The sequence below is a fragment of the Corynebacterium sp. HMSC28B08 genome (assembly GCF_001806865.1).
Taxonomy (GTDB): domain Bacteria; phylum Actinomycetota; class Actinomycetes; order Mycobacteriales; family Mycobacteriaceae; genus Corynebacterium; species Corynebacterium auriscanis.
This window is the reverse complement of the sequence record NZ_KV786169.1, coordinates 148,559-173,813: the sequence shown is the minus strand read 5'-3', so window position 1 is coordinate 173,813 and position 25,255 is coordinate 148,559. Positions and strand designations below refer to the sequence as shown.

Here is a 25,255-nt window from a genome sequence, read left to right as displayed (position 1 = left end):
TTTCGGCGATTCGGTGCTCCCCCTAGCCTAGCGCTCTCGCGCCTCCTCCAGCGCATCCTCCCGGGCCATATCAATCGCGGTAGCCCGCAATTCCTCTCGACGGCGATGCTCACGGGCCAACTGCAATCGGGCGATCCAACCTTCCCAGCGGTGAGTTTGGCTGAGTGACGAACGGGAAAAGTTCCGATGCAGAATCCGCGCGCTGCGGAACTCAATCAGCGTGGAACTCAGCAGCATCAACACTGTCGCCAACATCGGGTTGAGGAATCCCAGGAGCGCCAATAGGACGGCCACCGCGTTATAACCCCAGCTCAGCCACACATTCCAATCCACTGTGCGACGAACGTGGCGGGCAAAATTCACGGTTTCGGGAATGGCCATGACATCATCGCGCAGCATCACTACGTCTGCTACACCCACTGCCTTGTCGATCTGATCCGCTGCCCCCAGCAGGATTCCCACATCGGCCACGCGCAATGCACCGCGGATGTCATTATCGCCCACCATCGCCACGCGCGCCCCTTGCGCGTGTACCCCGCGAACCGTCGCCTCCTTACGATTGGGGGCAATGCCAGCGAGCACCGTGGAAATCCGCATGGAATCTGCCACCCGACGGGCCACGGGATACGGGTCACGCGAGAGCATGAACGTTTCCAAGTCCATGCCCTCCAATTCGTCGATGGCTTCGGCCGCATCGGGTTTGAAATCGTCGATCACATTGATCACACCGCGATCGCGGCCCCGCCAGGAGATCACCACAGGCGAACCCCCGTCGACCAGCGCGTGGGCCAGCTTGGGATTGTGAACTTGCCCCACATCGCGCGGCCGCCACAACCGGGCTTCGATATGACGGCTGTCCCCATCCATTGGAATCACGACGGTGCCGATGAAGGTGCCATCGTCGGTCACCTTCACATCACCGGTATCCAGCCACTGTGGCACGGTCCCGTCACCGCTGCTGGCATCGCGGGCTTCGCGGTCTGCTCGCACGATCGCTTTCGATAGACCGTGGTCTGACTCCATGGATAGCGACGCCGCCACGCGCAACAACAACTCCGGGTTTTCTCCGTCTGCTGCCGTCACCGACTTCACTCTCATGGGGCCAGTGGTGAGGGTGCCCACCCGGTTGAAGATGATCGAATCCACGTCCGCCAGGCGGTGCAGTGTGGAGGTATCGCGCAGCAGCGTGCCTTGCGTGGCGGAGCGCCACAGGCCCAAGCGCAGCGCCAATGGCGCCGACAGAGCTAACGCCACCGGGGCCACACAGGCCAGAGCCGAAAGGGAGGTGGCCATGGCCGCATCCCACGACCCGACGAATCCCCACCAGATGAAGAAGTTGATGACCGCGATGCCCACCGTCCACGGCACCAACAAACTGGCAGTGCGGTTGGTGAGGTGCGCAATGCGGTTCTCGTCGCGCACGGCAGAGACGACCCAGCGTTGCATCGCAGCTAGGCGGGTTTGGGAACCCGTGGTGAGCGCGCGGATCTTCAGTTCATTGCCCAGGTTGCGGCCACCGGCGAACACCCGGTCTCCCACCGATACTTCCACCGTACGGTGCAATCCACCTACGGGGCCCAAATCAACCACGGATTTGCCGCTGATGACTTCGCCGTCGCTGGGGAATACGGAACCGCCCGGCATGATCATGTCATCCCCCACGCGGATTTCCGTGGAACTGATTTGCTTACGGCAGGTTTTACCTTGCCGGTTTTTGCGAACCACGGTGAGTTCCTCGATGGCGGGCAAGCTGAGCACACTCAGAATGGTCTTGCTGCGCAGGTGCGCGCGCCGTGAGAGCAATCGTCCGAACAGCAAGAGGATCGTTACACCGCACGACACGTCGAGGAATAGCGAGCCGTTAATGTTTGGGTCCGACCAGCTACCGGCTAACAGGATCTGACGGCTGCGCCACGACGGATCGCCCACGTCGGTGAACAGAACCATGAGCGCCGAGTACACGAACGCGATCAAAATGGCCAAAGAGCTGGCCCCATCCAACGCTGACATTCTACGGCGCAGCCCTCCCACCACAGCGCGGTGAAAAGGCCAGGCGCACCACGACATCACGGGGGCGGCGAGACCCAAGCACACCCACTGCCAGTAATCGAACTGCAGCCCGGGGAAAAGCTGCAGGATGACCACCGGCAAACCAAAAAGCACAGCTATGGCGAGCCGCGCCCGGGTGATGAGGTCGCGAGCTGTGTGCAGGCCCTCGGTGGAATCCAATCCAGAGCGTTCGTGGCTCGCTTCGTGGGCGTCGTTCCGCTTGCGGTGTTCAGCCAACCAAGCCCGTTGCGCAGCATGGACATTTCTTCGAATATGACGCCGCGTATGCGCCACCGCAGCGTGTGTGGAACGCCGGCGCAGTGACCGCTCGGTTTGCTGGGCCTGGATTCCGCACGTGTTAATGGTAGAGATAATGGTCTCCACATCCACATCAGGACCAGCGGAAACCCACGCGGTACCCGTGGAATAAATAACCACAGCCTCCACGTTGTCCATGCGGTTGAGCTCACGTTCCAACTGGGTAGCGTGAATAGCGGATTCTACGTCGTCGAGTTTGAAGGCAAAGCTGGTTTGGCCCAGCACATCGTTGGGACTATTAACCGCCATAGCGCGTGACCGCAATCCTTCCTAACACGTGAGAACCCCCGTGACTATCCCGCCCCGGGGTTGGACGACAAGTTAAAACGTCAGTGTATCGCTCATCCCAGATACGTAGAGCGCTGCAACGAATTAGCCACGTATCTCATCTCCGGGCAGAGTGCCGTCCCCTTCGACGGGCGTATCCAGGCGATGTCCGGCGTCGAAATAAGGATCGGCCGCGGGACGGTAGGCCAGCAGCAAGCCGATAGCCAGCAGCAAGGCCAACAACGCGTTGCCTATAGCCGTGAACCCGAAAACCCAACCGGCCAGCATGAAAAACATTCCCACGGCAGCGATGTAGGTCACGCCGCGACGCGCGCCACGGTAGCCATCGCGCACCCGCGGCGACAACAGCGCGATACCCAAACCGCTCACAGCGGTGACTCCACCGAGAATACGTACGTTATTCGCGACGGACTGCATACGCTCGGCTTCCTCTGGTGACGTGGGACTTTGATCCCATGAGGCGGCGAGCTGGAACCCGCCCACCACGATCATGATCACCCCCGTAGCCAGCAGCAGAGCGAACGCTGCGATGGTGGACCGAGGGGTGGGATCACCGGGTTTCCAGTGCTCTACACGGCGATTGCGATCGTCGCTGGCGCTGGCCATGGTGGGAAACATGCTGGGCACGGCAAAGCCTACTTTCCTCGAGAGTTAACGCTGGGCTTATCCGACTTTGATGATTTCTCTGGCTTGTCTTTGGCCTTGGCCCGGTTGTTGTTCTTAGCCCGCTCGCGATTCTTGCGGTCCTCGCGTTGCTTCTTTTCTAAGGCGTCAGCATATTGCCTCAGCTCCTCCGACGTAGGCCAACCCAGCCACGTTCCGTTGCCCGGGCGCGAGAAGAAATACACACCCACGATCGCAACCACCCCGGACAGGATGGTGAGGATGCCCGAGATAACCACGAATCCCAACGGCAGGGTTTCTGGCGCCTTCGAGAACAAGAGGAGCAGCGCGTTGATAGCCAAATAGAACGAGCCCACGTTGAGGAACATGCGGGAGTAATTCCCACCGCGCCCAGCACGCCACGTCAAAAACGCGCACAGGGCTGCTGCCAGCACAGTGATAGCTGTCATAGACAAGTTCAACATCCCCACCATGGAATCCATCGAGAGGTTGTTTTTCTCCATCACGTCCTTGGCGAACGCGTCGTCTTTCAACTGCTGGGCAACCTGTCCGCGCAGGGCCCGGTCGTCGGTGAGGTTGCCAACGAATTGCACTACGCCGTCCAACACTTGCATGGCGCTCACACTCAGCCATGCCCACACACCAAAACGCACGTCCTCGGGCGCGCCTTTAAGGCTGGGGGCCAATCCATCGGGTCGGCCGACCTTGGGGGGTTTGGGCATGTCACCGTGCGCGCTACCGGGATTGTTCTGTGGCGCTGGCTGCGGAGCGTGGGGGTTTTGCGGGAATCTATTAGCATTCATACCGTTGCTAAGCTTACTGGTTTAAGCGCTGCGCAGCCCACGTTGCCCAATACGTCAGGATGATATCGGCACCGGCACGGCGCAATCCGTACAAGCTCTCCATGATCGCCGGTTCCTTGTCGATCCATCCACGCTCTGCAGCAGCGGAGATCATGGCGTATTCCCCGGAGACTTGGTAGGCGGCGACAGGCACGGGCGACATGTTGGCAACCTCGCGCAAAACATCTAGGTACGGCATGCCGGGTTTCACCATCACCATGTCTGCACCCTCATCGATATCCAGTTGGGTTTCCAAGATAGATTCGCGCAGGTTACGACAATCCTGTTGATAGGTGCGCCGGTCGCCTTTCAGGGAAGATCCTACGGCTTCGCGGAAAGGCCCATAAAACGCGCTCGCGTACTTCGCCGAGTACGCCATGATAGCCACGTCCTTATGCCCCGCTGCATCCAATGCCTCGCGGATAACCCGAACTTGGCCATCCATCATTCCACTGGGGCTCACAATGTGCGCCCCCGCATGTGCTTGGGCCACGGCCATCTCGGCGTAGGCCTGCAGCGTGGCGTCGTTATCCACAACAACATCACCCCGTGAATCGGCTGCCAGCACACCGCAGTGGCCGTGATCCGTGAATTCATCCAAGCAGGTATCGGCCATCACCAAAATGTCATCGCCGAAACGATCCCGGACCGCCTGCAATGCCCGGTTGAGCACCCCATCTTCCCGAGCCCCCACAGAACCGGTCGCATCCTTATCCGCATCCAATGGCACACCAAATAGGTCGATGGAACCCACGCCTGCCTCGATCGCTTCCTCCACCGCCCGCAGCAGGGAATCGGTTGTATGCTGCACCACCCCGGGCAAAGACGAAATCGGTTTCGGCTCATCAATGCCATCGGCGATGAATGCGGGCAGGACGAAGCGGTTGGGGTTCAGGTCCGTTTCCGCAGTGAAATTGCGCATCACCGGTGAGGTGCGCAGACGGCGGGGCCGGCGAACCGGCAGTGCGTTGAAAGCATTCTGAGCGTCAGACATGCCCCCGATGCTACGCCACTGCCACGACAGCCCCCCATTGTCCCCTGGGTCCCTTTGCCGCCCTGTCGCAGGCGGACTCGGGCTTAGCTGTTGGCCTTTTTACGTCGACGCCGCCTCTTTCGCGGAGGTGGCAGCTGACCCTTCGCGCGCAGATCTGCGACGTGTTCCGCTAGAGCATCCACGAGTTCGGGCACCCCGGCGGCCTCGGGCATCACATCCACACGCAACCCATGTTCGCGCGCTGTCTGGGCTGCCATGGGCCCAATGCACGCGATAATGGTGCGTGCATGGGGTTTGCCCGCGATACCGACCAAGTTCTTCACTGTCGACGAAGACGTGAAGCACACTGCGTCGAAACCGCCGGTCTTTATCATGTCGCGGATCTCCGGGCTGGGGGGCGCGGCGCGTACCGTGCGGTAGGCAACCACATCTTCTACGTCCCAACCTAGGTCGATCAGGCCATCGACCAAGACATCCGTGGCGATATCCGCCCGCGGCAGCAATACTTTGTCCACCATGTCCACATCGGGATCGTAAGCAGGGAATACATCCACCAACCCGGAGGCATTGCGCGCGTTATCTTTCGGCAACAGTTCCGGGATGATACCCAAGTCCAGCACGGATTGTGCAGTCTTGGGACCCACCGCGGCCACGTGGACCCCGGCCAGTGCCCGCGCGTCAAGGCCAAATTCCTGCAGTTTTGCCCACGTGGCTTTCACCGCATTCACGCTGGTGAATACCACCCAGAGGTAGTGCCCATCCACGATGCCCTTGATGGCGCGCTCCATCTGCACGGGCGAGCGCGGTGGCTCCACCGAAATCGTGGGCACCTCCACAGGAATGGCGCCGTGGGAGGCAAGGCGCGCGCTCATGGGTCCAGCCTGGTTCTTGGCGCGGGGCACCAGCACCGTCCAGCCGTATAGCGCGCGGTTTTCCCACCACGAATACTTCGAGCGGTTGCCCACTTCACTGCCGATGGTCACGATCAATTCCGCGGGCAGCTCACCTTCCCGAGCAGCCGGGCCCGAAGCCGCGGCAATGGACTTGAGCGTATCCAGCGTGACATCGTAACTGCGCTGTCGACGAGTGGTGCCGTGCAAGGTCACCGTCGCGGGCGTGGATCCAGCTATACCCCGGGCTTTGAGTTCCGAGGCTATTCCCATGAGGTCGCTAGGGGACGCAGTGAGAATCAATGGCAGGCCAGCGCCGGCCAACTGATCCCAATCGGCGCCTCCGCGCACATCGGCGGTCGTCACGTCCGGGCCCACTCGAATACCGGTGAACGCTGGCACTGCGACTGACCCGGTCATGCCCGGCACTACCTGGAATTCCACTCCGAGGTTCTCTACCTCCTGCAATTCCAGCAACACCCCGGGCGTGCTCAGCGGGTTGCCCGCTACCAAGCGGATGACATCATTACCCGCCTTGGCACACGCGACCATTTGCTGGGCGATGACAGCCGGGTCGGCAGGTGCCATGACATCGGAGGCCTCGGAGGTCTCTGCGGTGTCGGGAACGTCTTCGTCTTCCCCGTCGCTTGCCACTCCGGGTGCGGCAAACACGACCTCCGCGGCCGTGGGCGGTTCCGGGCGTGGGGGACGGCGCCGCGCACCGGCCTCGCGAGCTGCGGCGATGCGCTGTTCCCACTCTTTTTCCGCAGCATCCAACTTGTGCTGTGGCACGGGCACCTTGGCCGCAATGAGGGACTGCACTCCCGTGAGAACGGCTGGGTCCACCCAGGCGTATGCGGTGTGCTCAATAACCTCGCGCGCGCGGACGGTCAGCAATTCCGGGTTACCTGGGCCGGCACCTACGAAGAGCACGCGGCCCTGCTGACCCACAGGGTCCAATCCGGAAACAGTCATGTCGTATGGCTTTCTATTTTCGCTGCTCGTGCTGGATGCACGAGAGTATCTACAAGCTGTGCGGCGGTCGGCTAACCATTCTTTTTTGGTTCCGACGCCACCCCGTGCCACCCCGCCTGCATTACTGAGTGGGGCGCTGGGGATTGTGAAAGAAGTCTTTAAGTGCTTATGAAGAGCTATCTGGCTTCTGCTACTAACGCGCTAGCACCGGCATCTAACAGTGCTGAGCCCAGCGAGCTGCCGGCTTCGAAGGCGCGTTTCAGATAATGATCACGTTGTTCGAGCGACGGTTTCTCTCGGCCTAGGCCCGCATCGAATGTCACCTTCACACTGTCCACTAGCTGTTTGCTTCCGTCCATTCCGAACACGCCGGCAAAAACGGTGAGCTCGGAATAGTCGCTACCCGACCATTCGGAGTGGGCGGCAACGGGGGCGGAACACCCAGCTTCGAGGGTGGCCAACACTGCGCGTTCAGCGGCGGCCATAACGTGGCTGGGGAGGTGTTCCAGTGGCAGCACGGCTTGCCAGGCTTCTTCATCGTCGGCGCGAACCTCTACGGCCAACGCGCCTTGTGCCGGAGCTGGCATGAGCACGTGCGGGTCCAGCGACTCTGCTGCGCGGTCTAACTGCCCCACGCGCTCCAGCCCAGCACGGGCAAGAATGACGGCATCGAGGTCGTTACCCACGCGCCCCATGCGGCTGTCGATATTGCCTCGCAGAGGCAGGATTTCTAGATCGGGACGAACTGCGCGCAACTGCGAAACCCGCCGGGGCGCACTGGTTCCGACCTTCGCGCCTTCGGGCAGATCTCCCAGCTCCTTGTTATCCACGCTGACCAGAACCTCGCGTGGGTCCACGCGCTTGGGAACGACAATGCGGAAGCGCTTGTCCGGTGCGGTGGGAAGGTCCTTGAACGAGTGGACCGCTACGTCACATTCTTTGGCTGCCAATGCGTTGCGGAGTGTTTCGGTGAACACCCCCACACCGATTTGAGCAACGGGAATCTGCGAGGCCTGGGAAGCGTCACCCGGGGTGTGCACGATATGCAATTGTGCTTCCCACCCTTGGGCAGTGATGCCGGCTTGGACGTGGCCAGATTGGGTGGTGGCCAGCTGCGACCGGCGAGTGCCGATCAGCAGTGTGCGCTGGCCGGAGAGCTGGGACGCTGCCTGTTCGGTCACCGCGTTATTCTCCGAATCCGCGAGCGGGTTGTTGTTCTGTGACAATGTTTACACCTCACCAGTGTGGTTGCGGGTCGCGGAAATGGCCTTAACCTCGTTGGATACTTCCCGGATCGTCTTTGCGTTCGACTCGTTGACGACGGAACCGGTAGGCAGTTGAAACAGCGTGGCCAGTGCATCGGCATAACTGACCTGCTGTCCGCCGGCCGACAGGCGCTTGGCCTGCACGGTCGGTGTGTGCAGCAGTTTGTCCACGATACGACGAACCGACTTTTGCACCTCGGCGCGGTGTTCCTGAGACATGCCTTCGGTGTGCTTTTCCAACAGCATCAGCTCTTCAGCCATCACATCGGCAGCCTTCTGGCGCAGAGCCTTGACTGTGGGGATGACCGATTGTGCCCGCTGCTGCTCCAGGAACTCCTCAAGCTCTTGGGCCACCACGAAGCGCGCCGAGTCTTCATCGGCCGCGGACTCTCCCGCCATGGTGGTTAATTCTTCGATGTTGAGGAGAGTCACCCCCTCGTGCGCACCCGCCGCTTGCTCGATGTCCCGTGGCATGGACAGGTCCACCAACACGAGCGGGCGGACACGTTCGTCACCACCACGACGGGCCGGCTCCATGGCTTCCCTGACGGCCTCACCGGTAACCACGCATTCCACAGCTCCGGTGGCGGACACGACGATGTCCACGGAAGCAAGCACATCGGCGATCGCACTAAACGGAACCGCGGACGCGTTCACTCCGGCCTCACGTGCATGACCGACCAGATTTTCCGCCCGCGACAGGGTTCGGTTCGCGACGGTAATGTGTTCTACTCCCAACTTGCCCAAGTGGGTAGAGGCCAACGAAGCCATGGCTCCCGCACCGATTACTAAGGCGCGCTTGCCCATCAAATCGTTCACCCCACCTGGGGCGAGGTAATCCAGTGCCTTGTCCACTGCGAAAGACACCATGGAAGCACCCGCGGAATCAATCGCAGTTTCCGAGTGCACGCGCTTACCGGTACGTAGTGCCCGTTGGGTTAGGTCGTGCAACGTACGGCCAACCGTGCCGGTTTCCTTCGCATTCTGGTAGGCCCCGCGCAGCTGACCAATGATCTGCTGCTCCCCCATCACCATCGAGTCCAACCCGGATGCCACGTTCAACATGTGCTCCGCGGCGGCGTCAGAATAGTGCACATAAAGGTGTGGCTCCAGTTCCTCGGCAGGAACGGAAGAGAACCGAGAGATGGTCTCGACAACGTGGTCCAAACCGTCGTGGAATGCGTTGGCAACCGTGTAAAACTCCATGCGGTTGCACGTGGACAGCACGAGGGATTCGCTCAACGCATCGGATTCGGTGAGCGCTAGCTGCAGTTTCTGCATGTCTGCATTGGCCACTGAAACCTGTTCCAGCATCATGACCGGGGCGGAGCGGAAGGATAACCCAACGAGCAACACCTGCGCGGACCCTGTCCTGGCGTTACTGACCATGGGTATCTGGACCTCCCTAGAAGAGACTTATTTACGAACGTCTACGGTATCCCTTAACCCACCCCGATGACAAAACGTAGGTGAGGAACTGTTATATGAACGTTCCCTAAGACACCCACCGACCTCATTCTTACCCCAGCGCCTCCGCAAGCTCATCGTTGTCAACTTCCCAGCACGCGAACTCTTCATCGTCGATCAGCACTACTGGTACACGGTCCCCGAACTCCAATGCCAACTCTCCACCGACGCCCCCCTCATCCACATCCACGACCTCCAGTAGGGCCCCGGCCTCCGCGACCACGGGCGCAATCTGCTCCCGGACCCGCGCGCAGGAGCCACATGTTTTGCGGGTCAGGAGCGTAACAGTGCGCAGCCCCGTCGTCTCGCGCTGCATGCCACTGTTGCCACTGCCACCTGTATCCATCGAACGTTGCCTCCACTCTTCCCGTATTCGTTTCCCCCGTGAGTCTAGCCCTCTCCCGCGACAACCCCTTCTGCCCAGATCCGCGTCAGCATGCGAGGCAGCCTGCGGTAAGTTAGGGACTGTGAAATTCGAGCCCCGTCATCTGTATACTGCCGCGGTCGCCCAATACGAACGGGCAGAGCAGACCGCGGGCCGTATTGCACGTGCGATTAATGGCCGCGCGCAGGGGGTTTACCGCGAAATCCTCAGCCGCCGAGTTTTTCCAGCACGTGGGGAAAGCGCGCAAAGGGAGGCCGGCGAGGCGTCGGCAAAAATAGCCCTCCAGCCCACCGTCACTGAAGCAGACGACCGGTTGGGGCATGCGGCGCGGAAGCATAGCGTGACCCGAGAGCAACTGCAGGGTGGAATCGCCAACGTGGAGGGCGCGGCTGCCGCAGCGCGAGGTCACCATCATTTGAATGTCCCGGATCCCAACATCCCGCAGGACCCTGGCGCGGCCGCCTTTTTCGATGTGGATAACACGCTAATCCGCGGGGCGTCCATTTTACTGTTCGCGCGAGGGCTGGCGAAGAGGCGGTTTTTTACGGTCGGTCAGATCGTGGGATTCGCGTGGAAGCAGCTGAAATTCCAGCTGGTGGGCGAAGAGAATGCCGGCGATATTTCCGAGGGGCGCGATCAGGCGTTGGGGTTTGTGAAGGGGCGTGAAGAATCTGAGGTCGTGGCATTGGCCGAGGAAATCTGGGCTGCCACAATTGCCGAACGCATCTTCCCCGGCACCCGAGAACTGGCGGATATGCACCTGCAGGCGGGCCAGCAGGTGTGGCTGGTTTCCGCTACCCCCGTGCAGTTAGCGCAGGTCATTGCCCGCGAACTGGGCTTCACCGGGGCATTGGGCACCGTCTCCGAAGTAAAGGATGGTAAGTTCACTGGCCAGATGGTCGGCGACCTCCTGCATGGCCCGGGTAAGAAGTACGCGGTGGCTGCGCTTGCCGAGCGCGAGGGCCTAGACCTGCAGCGCTGCACGGCCTACTCCGATTCCGTCAATGACGTACCCTTATTATCCATGGTGGGGACTGCGGTGACGGTCAACCCGGATTCCGCCCTGCGCTCCGAAGCTAAAAAGCGTGGCTGGGAAGTGCGGGATTATCGCCGCCGCAAGCGCGCCTGGCAACGCGTTCGCAACAGCGCATCATCAGCCAAATCGAGTGCGAAGTACGCCGGCAACCGGGCTCGAATCGAGGCACTCCAGCTGCGGGGTCGCCGGCGGTAGTGGCCTAAGCCAGTAACCCGCACCCGTTGCGAACACGGAAAATCCGCCCTCCTTGGACAAGGCTGAACAAGGTAGAGCGGATACGATCTCCACGGTCCGGCGGGGGTGCCGGCGCGGAGATTACTTTCCGAGCTTCCGTCGCTGAACGCGGGTCCGGCGGAGCATCTTGCGGTGCTTCTTCTTGGACATGCGCTTACGGCGCTTCTTAATGACAGAACCCATAACGGGAACCTCGCTTTTCGTCGCTTCGCTTACAAATCTTCTAACGCGCGGTACCGGCGATTTTGCACCCCTCACCAGCGTTGTTGCCTCCAAGCCACCGAAGCCGGTGAACTTTAGGAGCCACTGGGGAGCGCAAGTTCACGCTTGGTCCGCAGCCACGGTGCCGGGGGCGGTGCCGACACGAATGGTCATTACTTTACCCTGCCCCGCTGGTGAGAACCAAAAACCCCACCAACTCGGCCGTGACGCCGAGCAAGTGGGGGCTTGGCTAAATAGCGCGGTCTTAGCCGGTCTGGGAAGGTGTGTACACCGATGCACCCAAGTACTCGTTAACTGCGCTTTCACGCACCCGGAAGTTACGGCCAACCTGAACAGCTGGCAGTTCCTCGGAGTGGATCAAACGGTAAACAGTCATCTTCGACACACGCATCAGTTTGGCAACCTCCGCGACGGTCAAAAATGCTCCATTGTCGTTATTAGCCATGTAAATTCACTTTCCTTGCGCTGCCATGCGCTGCAGGCTTCCCCTCCTGCAGGACTTCACACGTCAATCGCTCTTGGCCATAATAACGTGAATGTAGTGACTTGTGTGAGCTCAGGGGGAAATATATGTTTTTGTTACTTCAGAGAACCCCGATGACCTGCGGGGACGCGTGTGACCAATGTGATTGCTGCGCCCCCTCCTCCGGGGGTTATACCGGGGTTACCCCAATTCGCGAGAACGGTTAGCGCAGTCCTCTGCCGCGTGGAAGAAGGCCTTCCGCAGACCGTGCTCCTCCAGGGCGCGCAGGGCTGCGGCGGTGGTTCCACCGGGGCTGGTCACCTTGGCACGCAACTCGGATGGGCCATCACCGCCTTCTTCCTCTTGTCCGCGCACCATCATGGCTGCGGCGCCCTCAATCGTGGAGACCGCCAGCTGCTCCGCCAGTGGTCGCGGTAGGCCTTGTTGCACGCCTGCATCCACGAGCGCTTCAACGGCCAAGAAGAAGTACGCAGGACCGGAGCCAGACACTGCCGTGACTGCATCTAGGTCCTTTTCTTTGACGATGACCGCGGTGCCGACCTTACCCATGATTTCCTGCACGGCCTCAAGGTGATTCTCTTCAGCAAACCGTCCACCGGCCAGCGCACTGGTACCCTTGCCCACCAGCATCGGGGTGTTTGGCATGATGCGCACCACCGGGGTGCCAGCGGGAAGGGCCGCCTCCATCGATTCCAGGGTCACACCCGCAGCCACAGAGACAACCACAGTTTCACTATCGTTGTCGTCCAAGACATCGGCCACCTCTTGGAAGACTGGGACAATAACGTCGGGCTTCACACAGTTAAAAAGGATATCCGCGCCCTCTGCAGCTTCCACTGCCTCCAAAGTGGTGATAACCCCGTATTTCTCCTTGAGGTAATCTAGGCGTTTCTGCGCGCGGTCAGCAACAACGACCTTCTTCGCGTCTCCTCCGTCGGCAATGATTCCCGACAGGAGTGCTTCACCGATATTTCCGCCACCAATAATTCCAATGTTTGTCATGCACTCCAGCGTGCCAGCCTTCGTGATAGCTCGCCACCGTCGCCCCCTGACGTGCACATTAAAAAAGCTGCGCCGGTCGTTTTCAACCAGCGCAGCTTCAGTGCCACTACATGCCCAAAATAAGTCGCGGTCCCACCGTCAGCACCAGACCAACGATGAATGCCAGCAGCAGGATCCACTTGTCCTTGTGACGAAGGATTGCATGCACGATTCCCACTAGGAACAGGGTTACTGCCAAAGCAAGGATGAGAACGATGCCTGCGCCCATTCGATCCCACAGCATCGAGAATCCGAAGAACACACCCACGCCGAGCACTACGGCCAGCAGCGCCTGAACGATCATCGCGGGCCAGGAGATGCGGTCGTCTTCGTATTCAAGAACCTCGTGCTCCCCGAGCTGGGCCTGCAGCTTACGGACCTCTTCGTTGTCGGAAAGGGGGGCTGAACCGTTCTTCGTTCCGGGCAGTTTTTCTTCTGGCAGCTTCTTTTCTTTCGACGCTACACGCTCCCGTGCCTCCGCCGAGACCTTCCCCTCTGTCTTCGCGCCGGGCTTCGAAGCCGCACCAGCACCCGCGGCCGCGACACCTGCAGCAGGGCGCGGTGCCTTAGTTGCGGTACCCGTCTGTGGAGCCTCTACTGGCTTCTCTGCAACCTTCGTCGCTGGCTTCTCGACAGGCTTGGCCGCTGGTTTCTCGGCAACCTTGGCCGCAGGCTTCTCGACTGACTTCTCAGCAACCTTCGCCGCTGGCTTCTCTACAGGCTTGGTCGCTGCCTTTTCAGCAGGCTTTTCCGCCCCCTCTTCCCCCTCAAGATGCTCATCTTTGACAACAGGGATGTTGCCAGTCAATTCAGCAACAGAAACACCGCCATGCTCCAAGCTGCGACGACGGCGGCGCGGACGATCGGCTTCGCCGTCCTTCGGAGTGCGGCCGCTCCTCGCCAAAAGCTCAGCGACGGTCAGCTTTTCGCTCATCCCTTTTGTCCCATCATTGTCTAAAGCTCAACCTACAGTTCAGATATGTTACCCGTTGCCCCCGAGAACGCACGAAAACGCGCCGGGCGGCAACCACCTACAAGGAAGCTACCGCAACAGCTCTTCCTGATCAGTGTGATAGAAAATCACACCCTCGCGCAGCGCCCAGGGGCAAATATGCAGCGAATCGATCTCCAGCTTGCGCAGCGCCGCCTCTGCGACCAACGCACCCGCAACGACCTGGTGGGAGCGGTCGGAACTCACACCCTCCAACTCAGCTCGGTCCGCCGCAGTCATACGCGAAATGAACGCAATCAACTGGCGCAGACCCGCCTGAGTCAAGGTCCTCTTCACTCGCGGGCCTGCCGACGAAGGCGCAGCACCAGTCAGTCGAGCCAGCATCCTGAACGTCTTGGACGTACCCACAGCCAAATCGATCGGACCAGCACCCAAGAGCCTCTCCACAGGCACTTCCAGCTCGGCGTCGATATATTCCCGAAGCTCCGAGACGGCCTTCCGCGACGGCGGGTCCGTCTCAAACCACTGCCGGGTCAATCGGCCGGCACCCAAATCCAAGCTGCACGCGACATCCGGGTTCTCATCCACTCCAACGGACATCTCCAACGATCCGCCACCAATATCTAGGTCGCAAATCCGCCCCGCCGACCAGCCGTACCAGCGTCGCACCGCCAGGAACGTCAGCCGCGCTTCTTCCTCACCAGTCAGGATCCGCAGGCGGACCCCAGTCTCATCCTCGACGGTATCTAACACGTCCTCGGAATTGGATGCAGACCGGATCGCCGACGTTGCAAAAGGCAGCATCTGCTCGCACCGGAACTGCTCGGACATTTCCTTCGCCAGAGCAACCCCGGTCACGAGCTTATCCACGCCCTTGTCGTTGATGTTTCCCTTCTTATCCAGGTACTCCACCAGACGCATGGGAGTTTTCCAGTTACTCATCGGGGTTGGCGGGCCACCGCGGTGGGCGTCCACCACCACGAGGTGGACCGTATTACTGCCAACATCAAGCACACCTAATCGCACCCCTTTACAGTAACGCGTCTACGGTGAATATCGTGAGTGGAACATCGAACTCTTCTGCCCCGTGGCCGTCGCCTACTATCTTTTCTATGTCGACGCCCCCTTCTTCCCCAGCCCCCAATACCCCTCTGGCCAGCGGTTTCCCCGATGGAACCAAAGCGGATTTGTCCGTGCAGGCGGGTCAGGAATTGCCGGTAGATTTCTCGCGCGAATGGCTTGAATTTCTCGACCCAGAAGATTCAGAGCACATCGTTCAGATCGATCTGACATGGATGCTGTCAACATACCGGTGCCATTTCGGGACCAGTGCTTGCCGGGGCATCGATTCTTCGAACCCCGATGTGGGCTGCTGCGGTCACGGCGCGTTCCTCACCGATGACGATGACCGCGAGGCGCTCAAAACCGTGGCCGAGGCCCTCACTGATGAAGACTGGCAGCTGCGCCGGTGGTGCTTGAACCGGACTGAGCGCGGTGATGGTTCCGTTGGCGATATTGCCGACCTCGAACCCTGGTTGGAGTGGGACGAACTAGAAAACGACGAGGGTGACATGGAACCCGCGCTCAAGACCATCACCACAAACGGTGCTTGCGTGTTCGCCAACCGCTCCGATTTCCACGGCAACAAGGGTTGCGCGCTCCACGGGTGGGCGTTGAAGAACGATGTCCCGTTGACCGTCGCCAAGCCTGAGGTCTGCTGGCAGCTCCCCCTGCGGCGCCTCGAGGCCTGGGAAACCCGCCCCGACGGCCGCGAGCAGCTGCGCACCACGATTACCGAATACAACCGTCGTGGCTGGGGGGACGGGGGCGAGGACTTCGATTGGTACTGCACGACCGACCCCAACTGTCACGTCGTGGATACCCCGACTGCCGATTCCCCCGCGATCTGGTCCACTCACCGGGACGAGCTGATTGAGCTGATCGGTGAGTCCTCCTATGAAGTGCTCGCCGATCACTGCCGCCAGCGCGAAGCGATGGCGAGGGTCTCCCCCAGCGGGTTTCCACTTCTTGCTATACACCCCGCGACGGCGGTCGCAGCTGGGCGTCGGGAAGAAAAGAAGAACTAGCCCTCGAACTTGTAACCCAGCCCTCGCACCGTAAGCAACAGCTGCGGTCGGGACGGGTGGCGCTCGATCTTGGAACGTAGACGCTTGATGTGGACGTCGAGAGTCTTCGTATCACCCACATAGTCCACGCCCCACACGCGGTCGATCAGCTGCCCGCGAGTCAGAACCCGACCAGAATTCCGCATGAGGTATTCCAGCAAGTCGAACTCCTTGAGCGGCATGGGAACGGGCTCACCATCCACGGTGACGATGTGCCGCTCCACGTCCATGACCACGCGATCCTCACGCAAGATCTGACCGTCATCGAACTGTTCGGGCTGCTCCTGCTCCCCACCTCGGCGTAGCACCGCGCGAATACGGGCGATGAGCTCCCGGGCGGAGTATGGCTTGGTGACGTAATCATCCGCCCCCAGCTCCAAGCCCACCACTTTGTCGATTTCGCTATCCCGGGCGGTGACCATGATCACGGGCACAGAGGATGTCTGCCGCAGCTGACGACAGACCTCGGTGCCGGACATCCCCGGCAACATGAGGTCCAAGAGAACAATGTCGATATTCTCGGCGGCGAACGTATCTAGCGCCGTCGGGCCGTCAGCCGCCACATGAACCTCAAAACCCTCCTTCTTCAAAAGGAACGCCAAGGGCTCGGCCAAAGACTCTTCGTCTTCAACTATCAATACGCTCGTCACGATGCGAAACTGACCTTCCACAAGTTGCGGGTTTACCTGCTGTGAATGTTACCGTCATCGAACGTTTCGTGCGCGGTAACCAGCACACGGGGTAGACGGGGCTCTAGGATTCCTTTTCTGCGTGCAGTTGTCGCTGCGATTGTGGCTGCAATTCCATTTCCGACGCCTCGTCCTCCACCAGGATCTGCTTCATCTTTGGAACCACGGGTTCCTCGGGAACGGAGCGCCCGGTGCTGGCCTTGATCTCGTCGTAAGCCGGCAACTCGAGAGCAAACGTGGAGCCGGTACCAGGCCGGGACCACAACGTCACGCGGCCACCATGATTAGCCATGACGTGCTTTACGATCGCCAGGCCCAACCCGGTGCCACCCGTGTTGCGGGAGCGGGCTTTATCCACGCGGAAGAAACGCTCGAACACGCGCTTTTGATCTTCCTGCGAGATGCCGATCCCCCTGTCGGTAACTCGGATGATGACGTTGCCATCCAAGACTTCGCGCGAGATGGAAACCGGGGTGGATTCGGGCGAGTAGTTAATGGCGTTCGTGATGAGGTTAGTGACGCTGGTGACCAGCAGACTTTGATCACCGCGGACCATCGCGCCACTTTTGTCGTCAGTTTTCAACTCGATACCCACGGCCTCGGCGGACATGCGCGAGCGGTCGATGGCCTCGTCGATGATCTTGTCCACACTGAGGATATCCGGATCCGGCAGCGATTCCGCGCCTTGAAGCTTGGAAAGGCTGATGAGTTCGGTGATCATCTGGTTCATACGGGCGACCTCGGCATGGAGTTTTCCGCCAAAGTACTCGACGGCTTCCGAGTCGTCCTTGACTTCCATCATCGTTTCCACCAACAAGCTGATGGCGCCGACGGGCGTTTTGAGTTCGTGGGAGACGTTGGCCACGAAGTCACGGCGCGCGGATTCCATGCGAACGTGTTCGGAATCGTCCGTAGCGTAGATCACCACAAAGCGGTCATCCACCAAAGACAGAAGCTGAACTTGGCCTGCCACGGCGATCACCGGGCGATCGCTACGGCGCGGCGGGGGTAGGAAGTTTACCTCACGTGGTTCATGGTCTCCGAGCACCTTCTCAACCACGCTCCATACTGCGGAATTCAGGGCGCGCTCGTGAACCAACCCCAGCTCGTGCGCGCTCGGGTTGGACAGCACAACCTTGCGGCGCTTATCCACGACAGCCACGGCCGTTGGCGCCGACTGAATCGCATAGTGGAGCACTTGGGACACCGTGGACACGCGGTCCCCCTGCAGCTCATGGCGGGTTCGAACATTGCGGCGCGCCTTAATGTTCTTGCGGTACGCCCACATGGCAAAGAGGCCAATGGCGATGCCACAGACTAGTCCGCCAAGGCTTCCTGCGATTAGCTCAGCGCTCACTGATTACTTACGACTATCGCTGACGGCAACTACTTGTTCTCGCCTTGCGCCGCTACGGCAGCAGCGCCTGCAGCCGCAGCTTCTGGATCTAGGTAGTTACCGCCTGGGTTGAGGACGTTGCCATCGGCGTCGGTGAAGTAAACCAGCGGGATACCGGTTGGGATGTTCAGTCCGGCGATGTCTTCGTCGCTGATGTTGTCCAAGTGCTTGACCAAGGCGCGTAGGGAGTTACCGTGGGCGGCAATCAGCACAGTCTCACCGTTGGCGAGACGAGGTTCAATCTCATCTTGGTAATAAGGAATGAAGCGCTTGACCACGTCTAGCAGGCACTCGGTCCGCGGGATCTCGTTGAGGCTGGCGTAGCGCGGGTCGTTGGTCTGCGCGTACTCGTTGTCCAGTTCAATCGCCGGTGGCGGGGTGTCGTACGAACGGCGCCAGCTCATGAACTGGTCTTCGCCGTACTTTTCCTTGGTCTCGGCCTTGTTCAGTCCCTGCAGAGCGCCGTAGTGACGTTCGTTTAGGCGCCAATCGCGGATCACAGGGATCCAGTGGCGGTCGGCGGCATCCAGGGCGAGGGCAGCGGTCGTGATCGCGCGACGCAACAGGGAGGTGTACAGCACCTCAGGCTCGAGACCTGCTTCCTTCAGCATCTCGCCACCACGGACGGCTTCCTGCCGGCCTTTCTCGGTGAGCGCAACGTCGACCCAACCGGTGAACTGGTTGGAAGCGTTCCACTCGGATTGACCGTGTCGCAGCAGAATAAGGGTGCCGCGAGCTTCGGATGGCTTCTTCAGGGAGGTTTGCTCAGTCATAGTTCTATATTGCCACAGCTGAATCCCCGTAGCGTGCGGTATCGCTACAGGTTACGGCTGGGGTTTCTCGTCTTGGGGTTTGTCTTCTTGGGGTTTGTCTTCAGGCTCATCTTCGCGCGGGTTATGGATATCCGACGCCAACTTGGACCCCGGCGGCGGTGCCAGCAAGCTGACTTCAGCTTCACTGGGTTTAAGGTGCGCGAATGCCGCTAAGTTAAACGTCGGCTCTCCACGCGATAACCGCCAAGCCCATTCATGACGAATGGACGAAGCAAAACCGCGCTCTAGGATGCGGTTGAAGTCCGCGTCCGCGCGCTCTAATACCTGTCCCAAAATGCGCTGAATATCGTCGGCCGTCGTCGAATCAGGAAATTGCCCCACCAGGTAGATATCGTTGTTGTGGTCTAGGGTGTAGTGCACACCGAGGCTGCGCCAGTTTGCTTGGAGCAGGAGTTTATATACTTCCTCGTGTGCTTCCTCCACTTTGCGGCAGATGAAAGCCTCGACGCGGAACGTCCCCTGCTGCGGAATGAAGATGCAGTTGGTTTTGAGGCGCTTCTCGCCTGGCAAAACCACAACCACGTTGTCTTCGTGTTCCTGGTACTCCACCTGGGCTTGGTCGAGCAATGTGCAGATACCTTTGCGATCCATACTCCTAACGCTACCTAAATTGGGCAGGTTCCTGTCAGCGCAGGGAATTCATCCCCCTTGCGCTCTCCGTGGGCCATCTCGTTATCCCCCGCTTCTTTCCCTTAGAACGGTGGCTCGTCTCCCAAGTTCCGTTGTCGGCGCCTGCGGTTGTATTCCGCCAGGGCCAGGGTGCGCCGCACCGCTCGGTGGCGGAAGGTCTCACGACCGAGTGGACCATTCGGCGCCGTCATAACTATGTGGCCATCGCCCTGACTTGTCCAGGTTTCGATGCCGTCTTGGTCAATAGCCACGTCCCACGCTCCGGTCGTCTTTGCGTTGTGATGCTTCGCGCACAGGCAATGCAAATTCGACGTATCCGTAGCACCCCCTTCACTCGGTCTTTCGTGGCTGTATCGCTGTATATGGTCAAGCTGGCATTTGTGCGCTGGCACCTCGCACCCGGGAAATCGACACGTCCCGTCCCTCCCCTCGACACTCGCCCGCACGATTGGAGTCGGAGAGTACCCCTCGTTGCTTGCTTTACCTGGAGCTTGGATGTGTGTCACTCGCTTCAGCCATTCCTCGGTCGCCATGGATCCGAGCCATCCTCCGGCGGCCCAGATCTTGGAGTCTGGCAAATCCACTCGGCGGTACAAATTCAGGTGGATTTCGGCCTTCGTCTCCCCGCGAATCAGCTTCATCAACGCCTCCGCCCGGGAGCAGTTTTCCTTCGCCCGCACGTTGTCTAGTGCCGCGGTCATTTCGGCCGCTTCTAATTTAGGCATACTCAAGAAGAATTCAGTGGTTTCATCCGGTCGCTCGTCTATATCCAATCGCAGCGCCGGCCCGTCACTTCCCTGTGGTTTCTCTCTCGGCAGCGGATCTTCGTTTGGGTCTTTCGGCCGCGCGGAAGGTTCATGTTGCTCGACTATTTCTCTTATCCGACGCCGAATCGTCCCCGTCCCAAGCATTCCCTGACTGTTCACAGTGGGTGAGATCGCCTCGCGTACAAGTGGCTCGATGAGTGAAGCCACTTCATCACTCACGGCTGCCAACCCCTCCGAAACTATCCGCCAGATATCCAAGGAATAAGCTCCCGATTCCCCCAGTTCTACAAGGGAAGGAAATCTTTCAAATGTGAGTCCAATCTCGATCAAAGTGAGAGCACGATATTCCGGCAGACCGAGCCTGACAGACAACCGCGTTTGCACGTCCGATACGCAATCGTCCATATCCGGCGTACACGATCGAGCTAGGCGCACATGCGCCCGATTGATTTCACACATCGATGCGCTCAGTGCATCTGCGGGATCGGTCACTCGCCAGCTGGGAACCGGGCCGGAAAGTGCCGACTCACCAGCCGAGCCGTCTTGCTCGCAAGACGGACCAACGGGCTCGCCGAAAAGATCCGTGGGCCGGTCGGTTGGAACGGGGTTGTCGGGTGAATTGGTTTGGTGCGGTTCGCTAGATGAACTGGGTTGAGTGGGGGTGTTAGGTGGGTCTGTCTGGCCTGGTTGTTGTCGCTGGTGCGGTTGGTGGTCTTCTGGTTCTTCGTAGGGCTGAGTGGACTGATCGAACATCGTTTTCCTCCCCCGGCGCGGAAATCCCCATCCACGCCGATAAAGCGTTCGCGGTTTTTAGCTGTTGTTTTCGTTCACTTGTTCCTGGCCAAGCTCTGGCGTTCCACCTGCACTGTTTCCCGGCCGGGCTCTAGGTTTCAACACCTGCTACCACTATAAAGTCAGCGCCAGACATCCCCTCTGACAAAAACTTAAAAAATCGAACATACACTGTGAAACAATGCAAATCCCAGTCAAAACTTAATTCAGAAAGCCCCAGTAAGAAGGCGCCAATCAGTAGGCACTCCCCATAGCCCTGCTGCCAGCCCCCTCCGGGCGGCCCCTCTGCAAGGCCCCTACCCCTCCGGGTGGCGCTCCCCACCGAATCCCGCGGGTGGCAGATTCTCGTAGATCTCCTTCAAACGAGCCGAAGATACCGCCCAACTAAACTTCGCGGCGTGCTGCGGCGCGTACTCGCCCATCTTGATGCGCCGGGAATCGTTCGTCACCAGCTCGCCTAGGGCGTCGGCCCACTGGGAAACCTCGCGCCCATCCACCAGTAAGCCAGACCTGCCGTCCTCCACAGCGATAGGCAGCCCACCGATCCGCGTTGCGACGACCGGAGTACCACACGCCTGCGCTTCCAGCGCGACCAGCCCAAACGATTCATTTGAACTCGGCACCGCAATGATATCGGCCGCTTGGTAGACAGACACCAGTTCCTCCGGGGGGCGAGGGGCGAGGAACCGCACATAACAACTAATACCCAGCTCATTCGCCAGCTCTTTCAGCTCCGCCAAGCTATTGCCGTTGGCCCCCGACGACCCCCCACAAATAACCACACTCACCAACTCTTCCGGATGGCGCTTCACTACTTCGGCCACCGCACGCAGCAACAAGTGTGGGCCTTTAAACTTTTGTAGACGCCCCACAAACCCAATGACTTTCGCCCTCAGCGGGATACCCAACTCTCGCCGACTGCGTTCTGTGGCACGATCCGAGCCGGGCGTGTAGTGCTCTACGTCCACCCCAGGGGCGACCACGCCGATGGAGCACGTGGAGGCGTCGTACCCTGCAACAAGATCCGCCACCTCAGCTTCGGTGTTAACGATGAGCAAATCGGCGTTATCCACAATCTGTTGCTCGCAAATGCGCCGCGTTTCCGGCTCGCGAACGTCATCCTCGGCCAGGGAGTTATTCTTCACGGCAGCCCACGTATGCGCCGTGTGCACCCATGGAATCTGCCACAGATCCCGAAGCAGCCAACCGACCTGACCCGATAGCCAGTAATGAGAATGGATGAGGTGGTAGGTGATCCCGTGCTCCTTAGCGAATGTCCACACAGAGCCGGTAAAGGCCGCCAACTGTGTGGGCAAATCCTCCTTGCGTAGCCCCTCGTAAGGGCCAGCCACGCAATTGATAACGCGAAAACCCGGCGCAACGCGCACAACTTCCCCCTGCAGCGGGCGCGTGGCCCGAGTAAACACATCGACTTCCACCCCGAGGGCCGCCAACTGCATGGCGCTATTGCGAATATAAACATTCATCCCCCCGGCATCACCCACACCGGGCTGTTCTAAGGGAGAGGTGTGCATTGAAATCATCGCCACGCGCATGACCGCTATTGTAGAACGCCCGTCACAGCGAAGCCCCACCGCACTGTGCCCCTTTCGCACTGTTTTACACCCCCTTTGTACGAATTATTGGATTCCGCGTGGAATTCGCAATTGTTTCGTTAGGCTTAGTTCAATGCAACCCCAGCCCATTAACTCGCACCAGCGGGTTTTACTGCGTAGTGAAGGACTGAAACGATGACAAACCCCACCGAAACCCCCGGATCCGGACCGGCCGCTCACGCCCCCGAAGGCACGGCTTGGAAGGAGAAGCCCTACCTGAAGTACTACGCAGACTGGACCCCTCACAGCCTGGAGTACAACAACGATTCCCTGCTCGACATGCTCGATCGCACGGTGGATGCCAACCAGGACAAGACAATTATCGAGTTCTTTGGCGCATCCACCACGTACGGGGAATTCCGGGACCAAGTCAACTCCGTCGCAGCCGGTTTACGTGAGCTGGGCGTTCGCAAGGGCGATCGCGTAGCTATGGTACTGCCGAACTGCCCGCAGGCGTTGATCTCCTTCTTCGCAATCCAACGCTTGGGCGGTGTGGTGGCAACGCACAACCCGCTGTACACCGCACGGGAACTAGAAGGCCCCTTCAAGGATCACGCGGCAAAGATCGTCATCGCATGGGACAAGGTCGCTCCCCTGTGCCAACAGCTGGTGGGGAAAACACCGCTGGAGAAAGTCATTTCCGTCAACATGATCGAGGCGATGCCACTGGTCAAGCGCCTTGCACTGAAGCTGCCGATCAAAGCTATCCGCGAGAAGCGTGACCAGTTACACGCTCCCGCGAACGGCACCATTCCTTTCAGCAAGTTGCTGGATAAGAACTTCGGTGGCGATGGCTCGAACGTACGCACCGCCGATGGTGTGGACGGCAGCTGGCCAGCCGTGATCATGTTCACCTCTGGCACTACCGGCAAGCCCAAGGGTGCGCAGCTAACGCATGGCAACATCATGGCAAACGTTGTCCAGGGCTTGGCTTGGGTCAAGGAATTAGGGGCGTCGGGCCAAGAAAGGTACCTGGCTGCCCTGCCTCTATTCCACATCTACGGGCTGACGTTGACCGCTGCACTGGGCGTGGCCACCGCCGGCAAACTGGTATTGCTGCCAAAGCCCGAAATCCCTCTCATCGTGGATCAGCTCAAGAAGGAGCTGCCCACCTACATGCCAGGCGTACCCACCCTGTACGACAAGATCATGGAAGCCGCAGACGAGCACAACATCGATCTACGCGGCGTAAGTAATGCGCTGTCCGGCGCGGCTCCCCTACCCGTGGCGACCACCCAACGCTGGGAAAAGAAGACCGGCGGAAAGATCGTGGAAGGTTACGGTCTCACCGAAACTTCCCCCATCATTGTGGCAAACCCCATCACGCCTGACCGCCGCGCGGGTTTCATCGGTATTCCATTCCCAGATACCGAGCTGCGTGTAGCTGACCCCGACGATCTGTCCCGCACCATGCCCGATGGTGAAGCTGGCGAGCTGCTAGTTCGTGGCCCGCAGGTCTTCGACGGTTACATCAACATCCCAGACGAAGATCAACCGTTCTTCGAGGATTGGTTCTGCACTGGGGACATGGCCGTGATGGAGGAAGACGGTTTCATCCGAATCGTCTCGCGTATCAAGGAAATGATCATCACCGGCGGGTTCAACATTTACCCTGCTGAGGTGGAGGAATTCCTCGAGGAGCACGAGCAGATCCAAAAGGCCGGTGTGGTCGGTTTGCCACTCGACGATGGCTCGGAAGAGGTCGTTGCTGCGGTAGTTCTGGCCCCTGGGGTTCAGGAATCTGATTTCGACGCCGACAAGGTCCGCGAATGGGCCCGTGAAGGACTCACGCGATACAAGGTGCCACGTCGCTACTTTGTCATTGACGAAATGCCAGCCGACTTGATCGGTAAGATCCGTCGCCGCGAGGTGAAGGATCTGGTGCTGGAGATTGAGGGCAAGAAGTAGATAGCCCAGAGAAGCTATCCGGGACGTACCTAGGCCTTGCCCGTACGCTCCCGGTGAGCGCACCCTGGCCAACAGCAAGGGCGCCGCATGCCTTCTTCTAGTTCCTCCCGGGTTCGGCGAATACGCCGAGCTCGGGTTTCCGCTTTCTTGGCGCTGGTTACCCAGCAGATGAATTCATTGCGGCCCAGTGGGGTAAGGCTCTGCCACAACTCGAGCGTAGCGGGTTCGGCCCGCAAGGCTTCCCCGAGGTCAGCGGGCAAAGCGTGCACAACGCCACCGGCCACACCTTCCCAGTCCACGACAGCCGGTGGGGTTAAAAAGTCGGTCATGTTGGTTCTCCGATTCTTCTTGGATCTGGTCTCGCACGTAGTGCTCATTCTACCGTGGCGGGCCACGTCAGATGGTTGCTCCGGGCCACGTCAGATGGTTGCT

General features: G+C 59.8%; 23 protein-coding genes. 3 read left to right on the top strand and 20 right to left on the bottom strand.

Features of this window, described 5'->3' with window-relative positions; genetic code table 11:
• Positions 1–27 precede the first annotated feature (27 nt).
• The 8 genes from HMPREF3098_RS07540 to HMPREF3098_RS07505 all read right to left on the bottom strand — a co-directional run bounded on the left by HMPREF3098_RS07540 (position 28) and on the right by HMPREF3098_RS07505 (position 10,058).
• Positions 28–2,616 carry a heavy metal translocating P-type ATPase gene (locus HMPREF3098_RS07540; RefSeq protein ID WP_246815889.1) on the bottom strand — a complete coding sequence of 863 codons (2,589 nt, stop codon included), beginning with the start codon at positions 2,614–2,616 and terminating at the stop codon, positions 28–30.
• A gap of 123 nt (positions 2,617–2,739) precedes the next feature.
• Complete coding sequence (locus HMPREF3098_RS07535) at positions 2,740–3,273, bottom strand: hypothetical protein (RefSeq protein WP_235700710.1); 534 nt, start codon at positions 3,271–3,273, stop codon at positions 2,740–2,742.
• Positions 3,274–3,290: 17 nt separating this feature from the next.
• On the bottom strand, positions 3,291–4,082 hold the full coding sequence (locus HMPREF3098_RS07530) for a hypothetical protein (protein ID WP_141739707.1): 792 nt from the start codon (positions 4,080–4,082) through the stop codon (positions 3,291–3,293).
• A gap of 13 nt (positions 4,083–4,095) precedes the next feature.
• Positions 4,096–5,115, bottom strand: coding sequence for a porphobilinogen synthase (gene hemB / locus HMPREF3098_RS07525; protein WP_035113558.1), 1,020 nt, complete (start codon positions 5,113–5,115; stop codon positions 4,096–4,098).
• An 83-nt stretch (positions 5,116–5,198) separates the two neighbouring features.
• Positions 5,199–6,980, bottom strand: coding sequence for a uroporphyrinogen-III synthase (locus HMPREF3098_RS07520; protein WP_070434611.1), 1,782 nt, complete (start codon positions 6,978–6,980; stop codon positions 5,199–5,201).
• 176 nt (positions 6,981–7,156) lie between these two features.
• Positions 7,157–8,161 (bottom strand): hydroxymethylbilane synthase, encoded by a 1,005-nt coding sequence (gene hemC, locus HMPREF3098_RS07515; RefSeq protein WP_070434658.1) that lies wholly within the window; start codon positions 8,159–8,161, stop codon positions 7,157–7,159.
• Positions 8,162–8,209: 48 nt separating this feature from the next.
• Complete coding sequence (locus tag HMPREF3098_RS07510) at positions 8,210–9,634, bottom strand: glutamyl-tRNA reductase (RefSeq protein WP_083284310.1); 1,425 nt, start codon at positions 9,632–9,634, stop codon at positions 8,210–8,212.
• 130 nt (positions 9,635–9,764) lie between these two features.
• Positions 9,765–10,058 carry a glutaredoxin family protein gene (locus HMPREF3098_RS07505; RefSeq protein ID WP_246815888.1) on the bottom strand — a complete coding sequence of 98 codons (294 nt, stop codon included), beginning with the start codon at positions 10,056–10,058 and terminating at the stop codon, positions 9,765–9,767.
• A gap of 121 nt (positions 10,059–10,179) precedes the next feature.
• On the opposite strand from HMPREF3098_RS07505, the gene HMPREF3098_RS07500 reads away from it, so the two are divergent.
• Positions 10,180–11,328 carry an HAD family hydrolase gene (locus HMPREF3098_RS07500; RefSeq protein WP_246815887.1) on the top strand — a complete coding sequence of 383 codons (1,149 nt, stop codon included), beginning with the start codon at positions 10,180–10,182 and terminating at the stop codon, positions 11,326–11,328.
• 120 nt (positions 11,329–11,448) lie between these two features.
• On the opposite strand, the gene HMPREF3098_RS11035 is transcribed toward HMPREF3098_RS07500, so the two are convergent.
• The 5 genes from HMPREF3098_RS11035 to HMPREF3098_RS07480 form a co-directional block, all read right to left on the bottom strand.
• Complete coding sequence (locus HMPREF3098_RS11035) at positions 11,449–11,550, bottom strand: 30S ribosomal protein bS22 (protein ID WP_003855542.1); 102 nt, start codon at positions 11,548–11,550, stop codon at positions 11,449–11,451.
• Between the two features lie 283 nt (positions 11,551–11,833).
• Complete coding sequence (locus HMPREF3098_RS07495; protein WP_035113556.1) at positions 11,834–12,034, bottom strand: helix-turn-helix domain-containing protein; 201 nt, start codon at positions 12,032–12,034, stop codon at positions 11,834–11,836.
• A gap of 219 nt (positions 12,035–12,253) precedes the next feature.
• The gene (gene proC, locus HMPREF3098_RS07490) at positions 12,254–13,075 is read right to left on the bottom strand and encodes a pyrroline-5-carboxylate reductase (protein WP_070434609.1); all 822 of its coding nucleotides are present in this window, start codon (positions 13,073–13,075) and stop codon (positions 12,254–12,256) included.
• A 106-nt stretch (positions 13,076–13,181) separates the two neighbouring features.
• The gene (locus tag HMPREF3098_RS07485) at positions 13,182–14,048 is read right to left on the bottom strand and encodes a DUF2157 domain-containing protein (RefSeq protein WP_070434608.1); all 867 of its coding nucleotides are present in this window, start codon (positions 14,046–14,048) and stop codon (positions 13,182–13,184) included.
• Positions 14,049–14,156: 108 nt separating this feature from the next.
• Positions 14,157–15,092 carry a Ppx/GppA family phosphatase gene (locus HMPREF3098_RS07480; RefSeq protein WP_035113553.1) on the bottom strand — a complete coding sequence of 312 codons (936 nt, stop codon included), beginning with the start codon at positions 15,090–15,092 and terminating at the stop codon, positions 14,157–14,159.
• Positions 15,093–15,178: 86 nt separating this feature from the next.
• On the opposite strand from HMPREF3098_RS07480, the gene HMPREF3098_RS07475 reads away from it, so the two are divergent.
• On the top strand, positions 15,179–16,153 hold the full coding sequence (locus HMPREF3098_RS07475) for a DUF3109 family protein (RefSeq protein ID WP_070434607.1): 975 nt from the start codon (positions 15,179–15,181) through the stop codon (positions 16,151–16,153).
• Here the strand turns inward: HMPREF3098_RS07475 and HMPREF3098_RS07470 are convergent.
• The 6 genes from HMPREF3098_RS07470 to mshA all read right to left on the bottom strand — a co-directional run bounded on the left by HMPREF3098_RS07470 (position 16,150) and on the right by mshA (position 22,855).
• On the bottom strand, positions 16,150–16,842 hold the full coding sequence (locus HMPREF3098_RS07470) for a response regulator transcription factor (RefSeq protein ID WP_035113832.1): 693 nt from the start codon (positions 16,840–16,842) through the stop codon (positions 16,150–16,152). The genes HMPREF3098_RS07475 and HMPREF3098_RS07470 overlap by 4 nt on opposite strands.
• A 103-nt stretch (positions 16,843–16,945) precedes the next feature.
• Positions 16,946–18,238 (bottom strand): sensor histidine kinase, encoded by a 1,293-nt coding sequence (locus tag HMPREF3098_RS07465; protein WP_070434606.1) that lies wholly within the window; start codon positions 18,236–18,238, stop codon positions 16,946–16,948.
• 29 nt (positions 18,239–18,267) lie between these two features.
• Positions 18,268–19,050 carry a phosphoglyceromutase gene (locus HMPREF3098_RS07460; RefSeq protein WP_371440970.1) on the bottom strand — a complete coding sequence of 261 codons (783 nt, stop codon included), beginning with the start codon at positions 19,048–19,050 and terminating at the stop codon, positions 18,268–18,270.
• A 51-nt stretch (positions 19,051–19,101) separates the two neighbouring features.
• Positions 19,102–19,701, bottom strand: coding sequence for a type III secretion system chaperone family protein (locus HMPREF3098_RS07455; protein WP_070434605.1), 600 nt, complete (start codon positions 19,699–19,701; stop codon positions 19,102–19,104).
• A gap of 101 nt (positions 19,702–19,802) precedes the next feature.
• Positions 19,803–21,260 (bottom strand): HNH endonuclease signature motif containing protein, encoded by a 1,458-nt coding sequence (locus HMPREF3098_RS07450; protein ID WP_246815886.1) that lies wholly within the window; start codon positions 21,258–21,260, stop codon positions 19,803–19,805.
• Positions 21,261–21,595: 335 nt separating this feature from the next.
• Complete coding sequence (mshA, locus tag HMPREF3098_RS07440) at positions 21,596–22,855, bottom strand: D-inositol-3-phosphate glycosyltransferase (RefSeq protein ID WP_070434603.1); 1,260 nt, start codon at positions 22,853–22,855, stop codon at positions 21,596–21,598.
• A 195-nt stretch (positions 22,856–23,050) separates the two neighbouring features.
• On the opposite strand from mshA, the gene HMPREF3098_RS07435 reads away from it, so the two are divergent.
• Positions 23,051–24,823, top strand: coding sequence for a long-chain-fatty-acid--CoA ligase (locus HMPREF3098_RS07435; protein WP_070434602.1), 1,773 nt, complete (start codon positions 23,051–23,053; stop codon positions 24,821–24,823).
• A 29-nt stretch (positions 24,824–24,852) separates the two neighbouring features.
• On the opposite strand, the gene HMPREF3098_RS07430 is transcribed toward HMPREF3098_RS07435, so the two are convergent.
• Positions 24,853–25,152 carry a YdeI/OmpD-associated family protein gene (locus HMPREF3098_RS07430; protein WP_070434601.1) on the bottom strand — a complete coding sequence of 100 codons (300 nt, stop codon included), beginning with the start codon at positions 25,150–25,152 and terminating at the stop codon, positions 24,853–24,855.
• Positions 25,153–25,255: the final 103 nt, after the last annotated feature.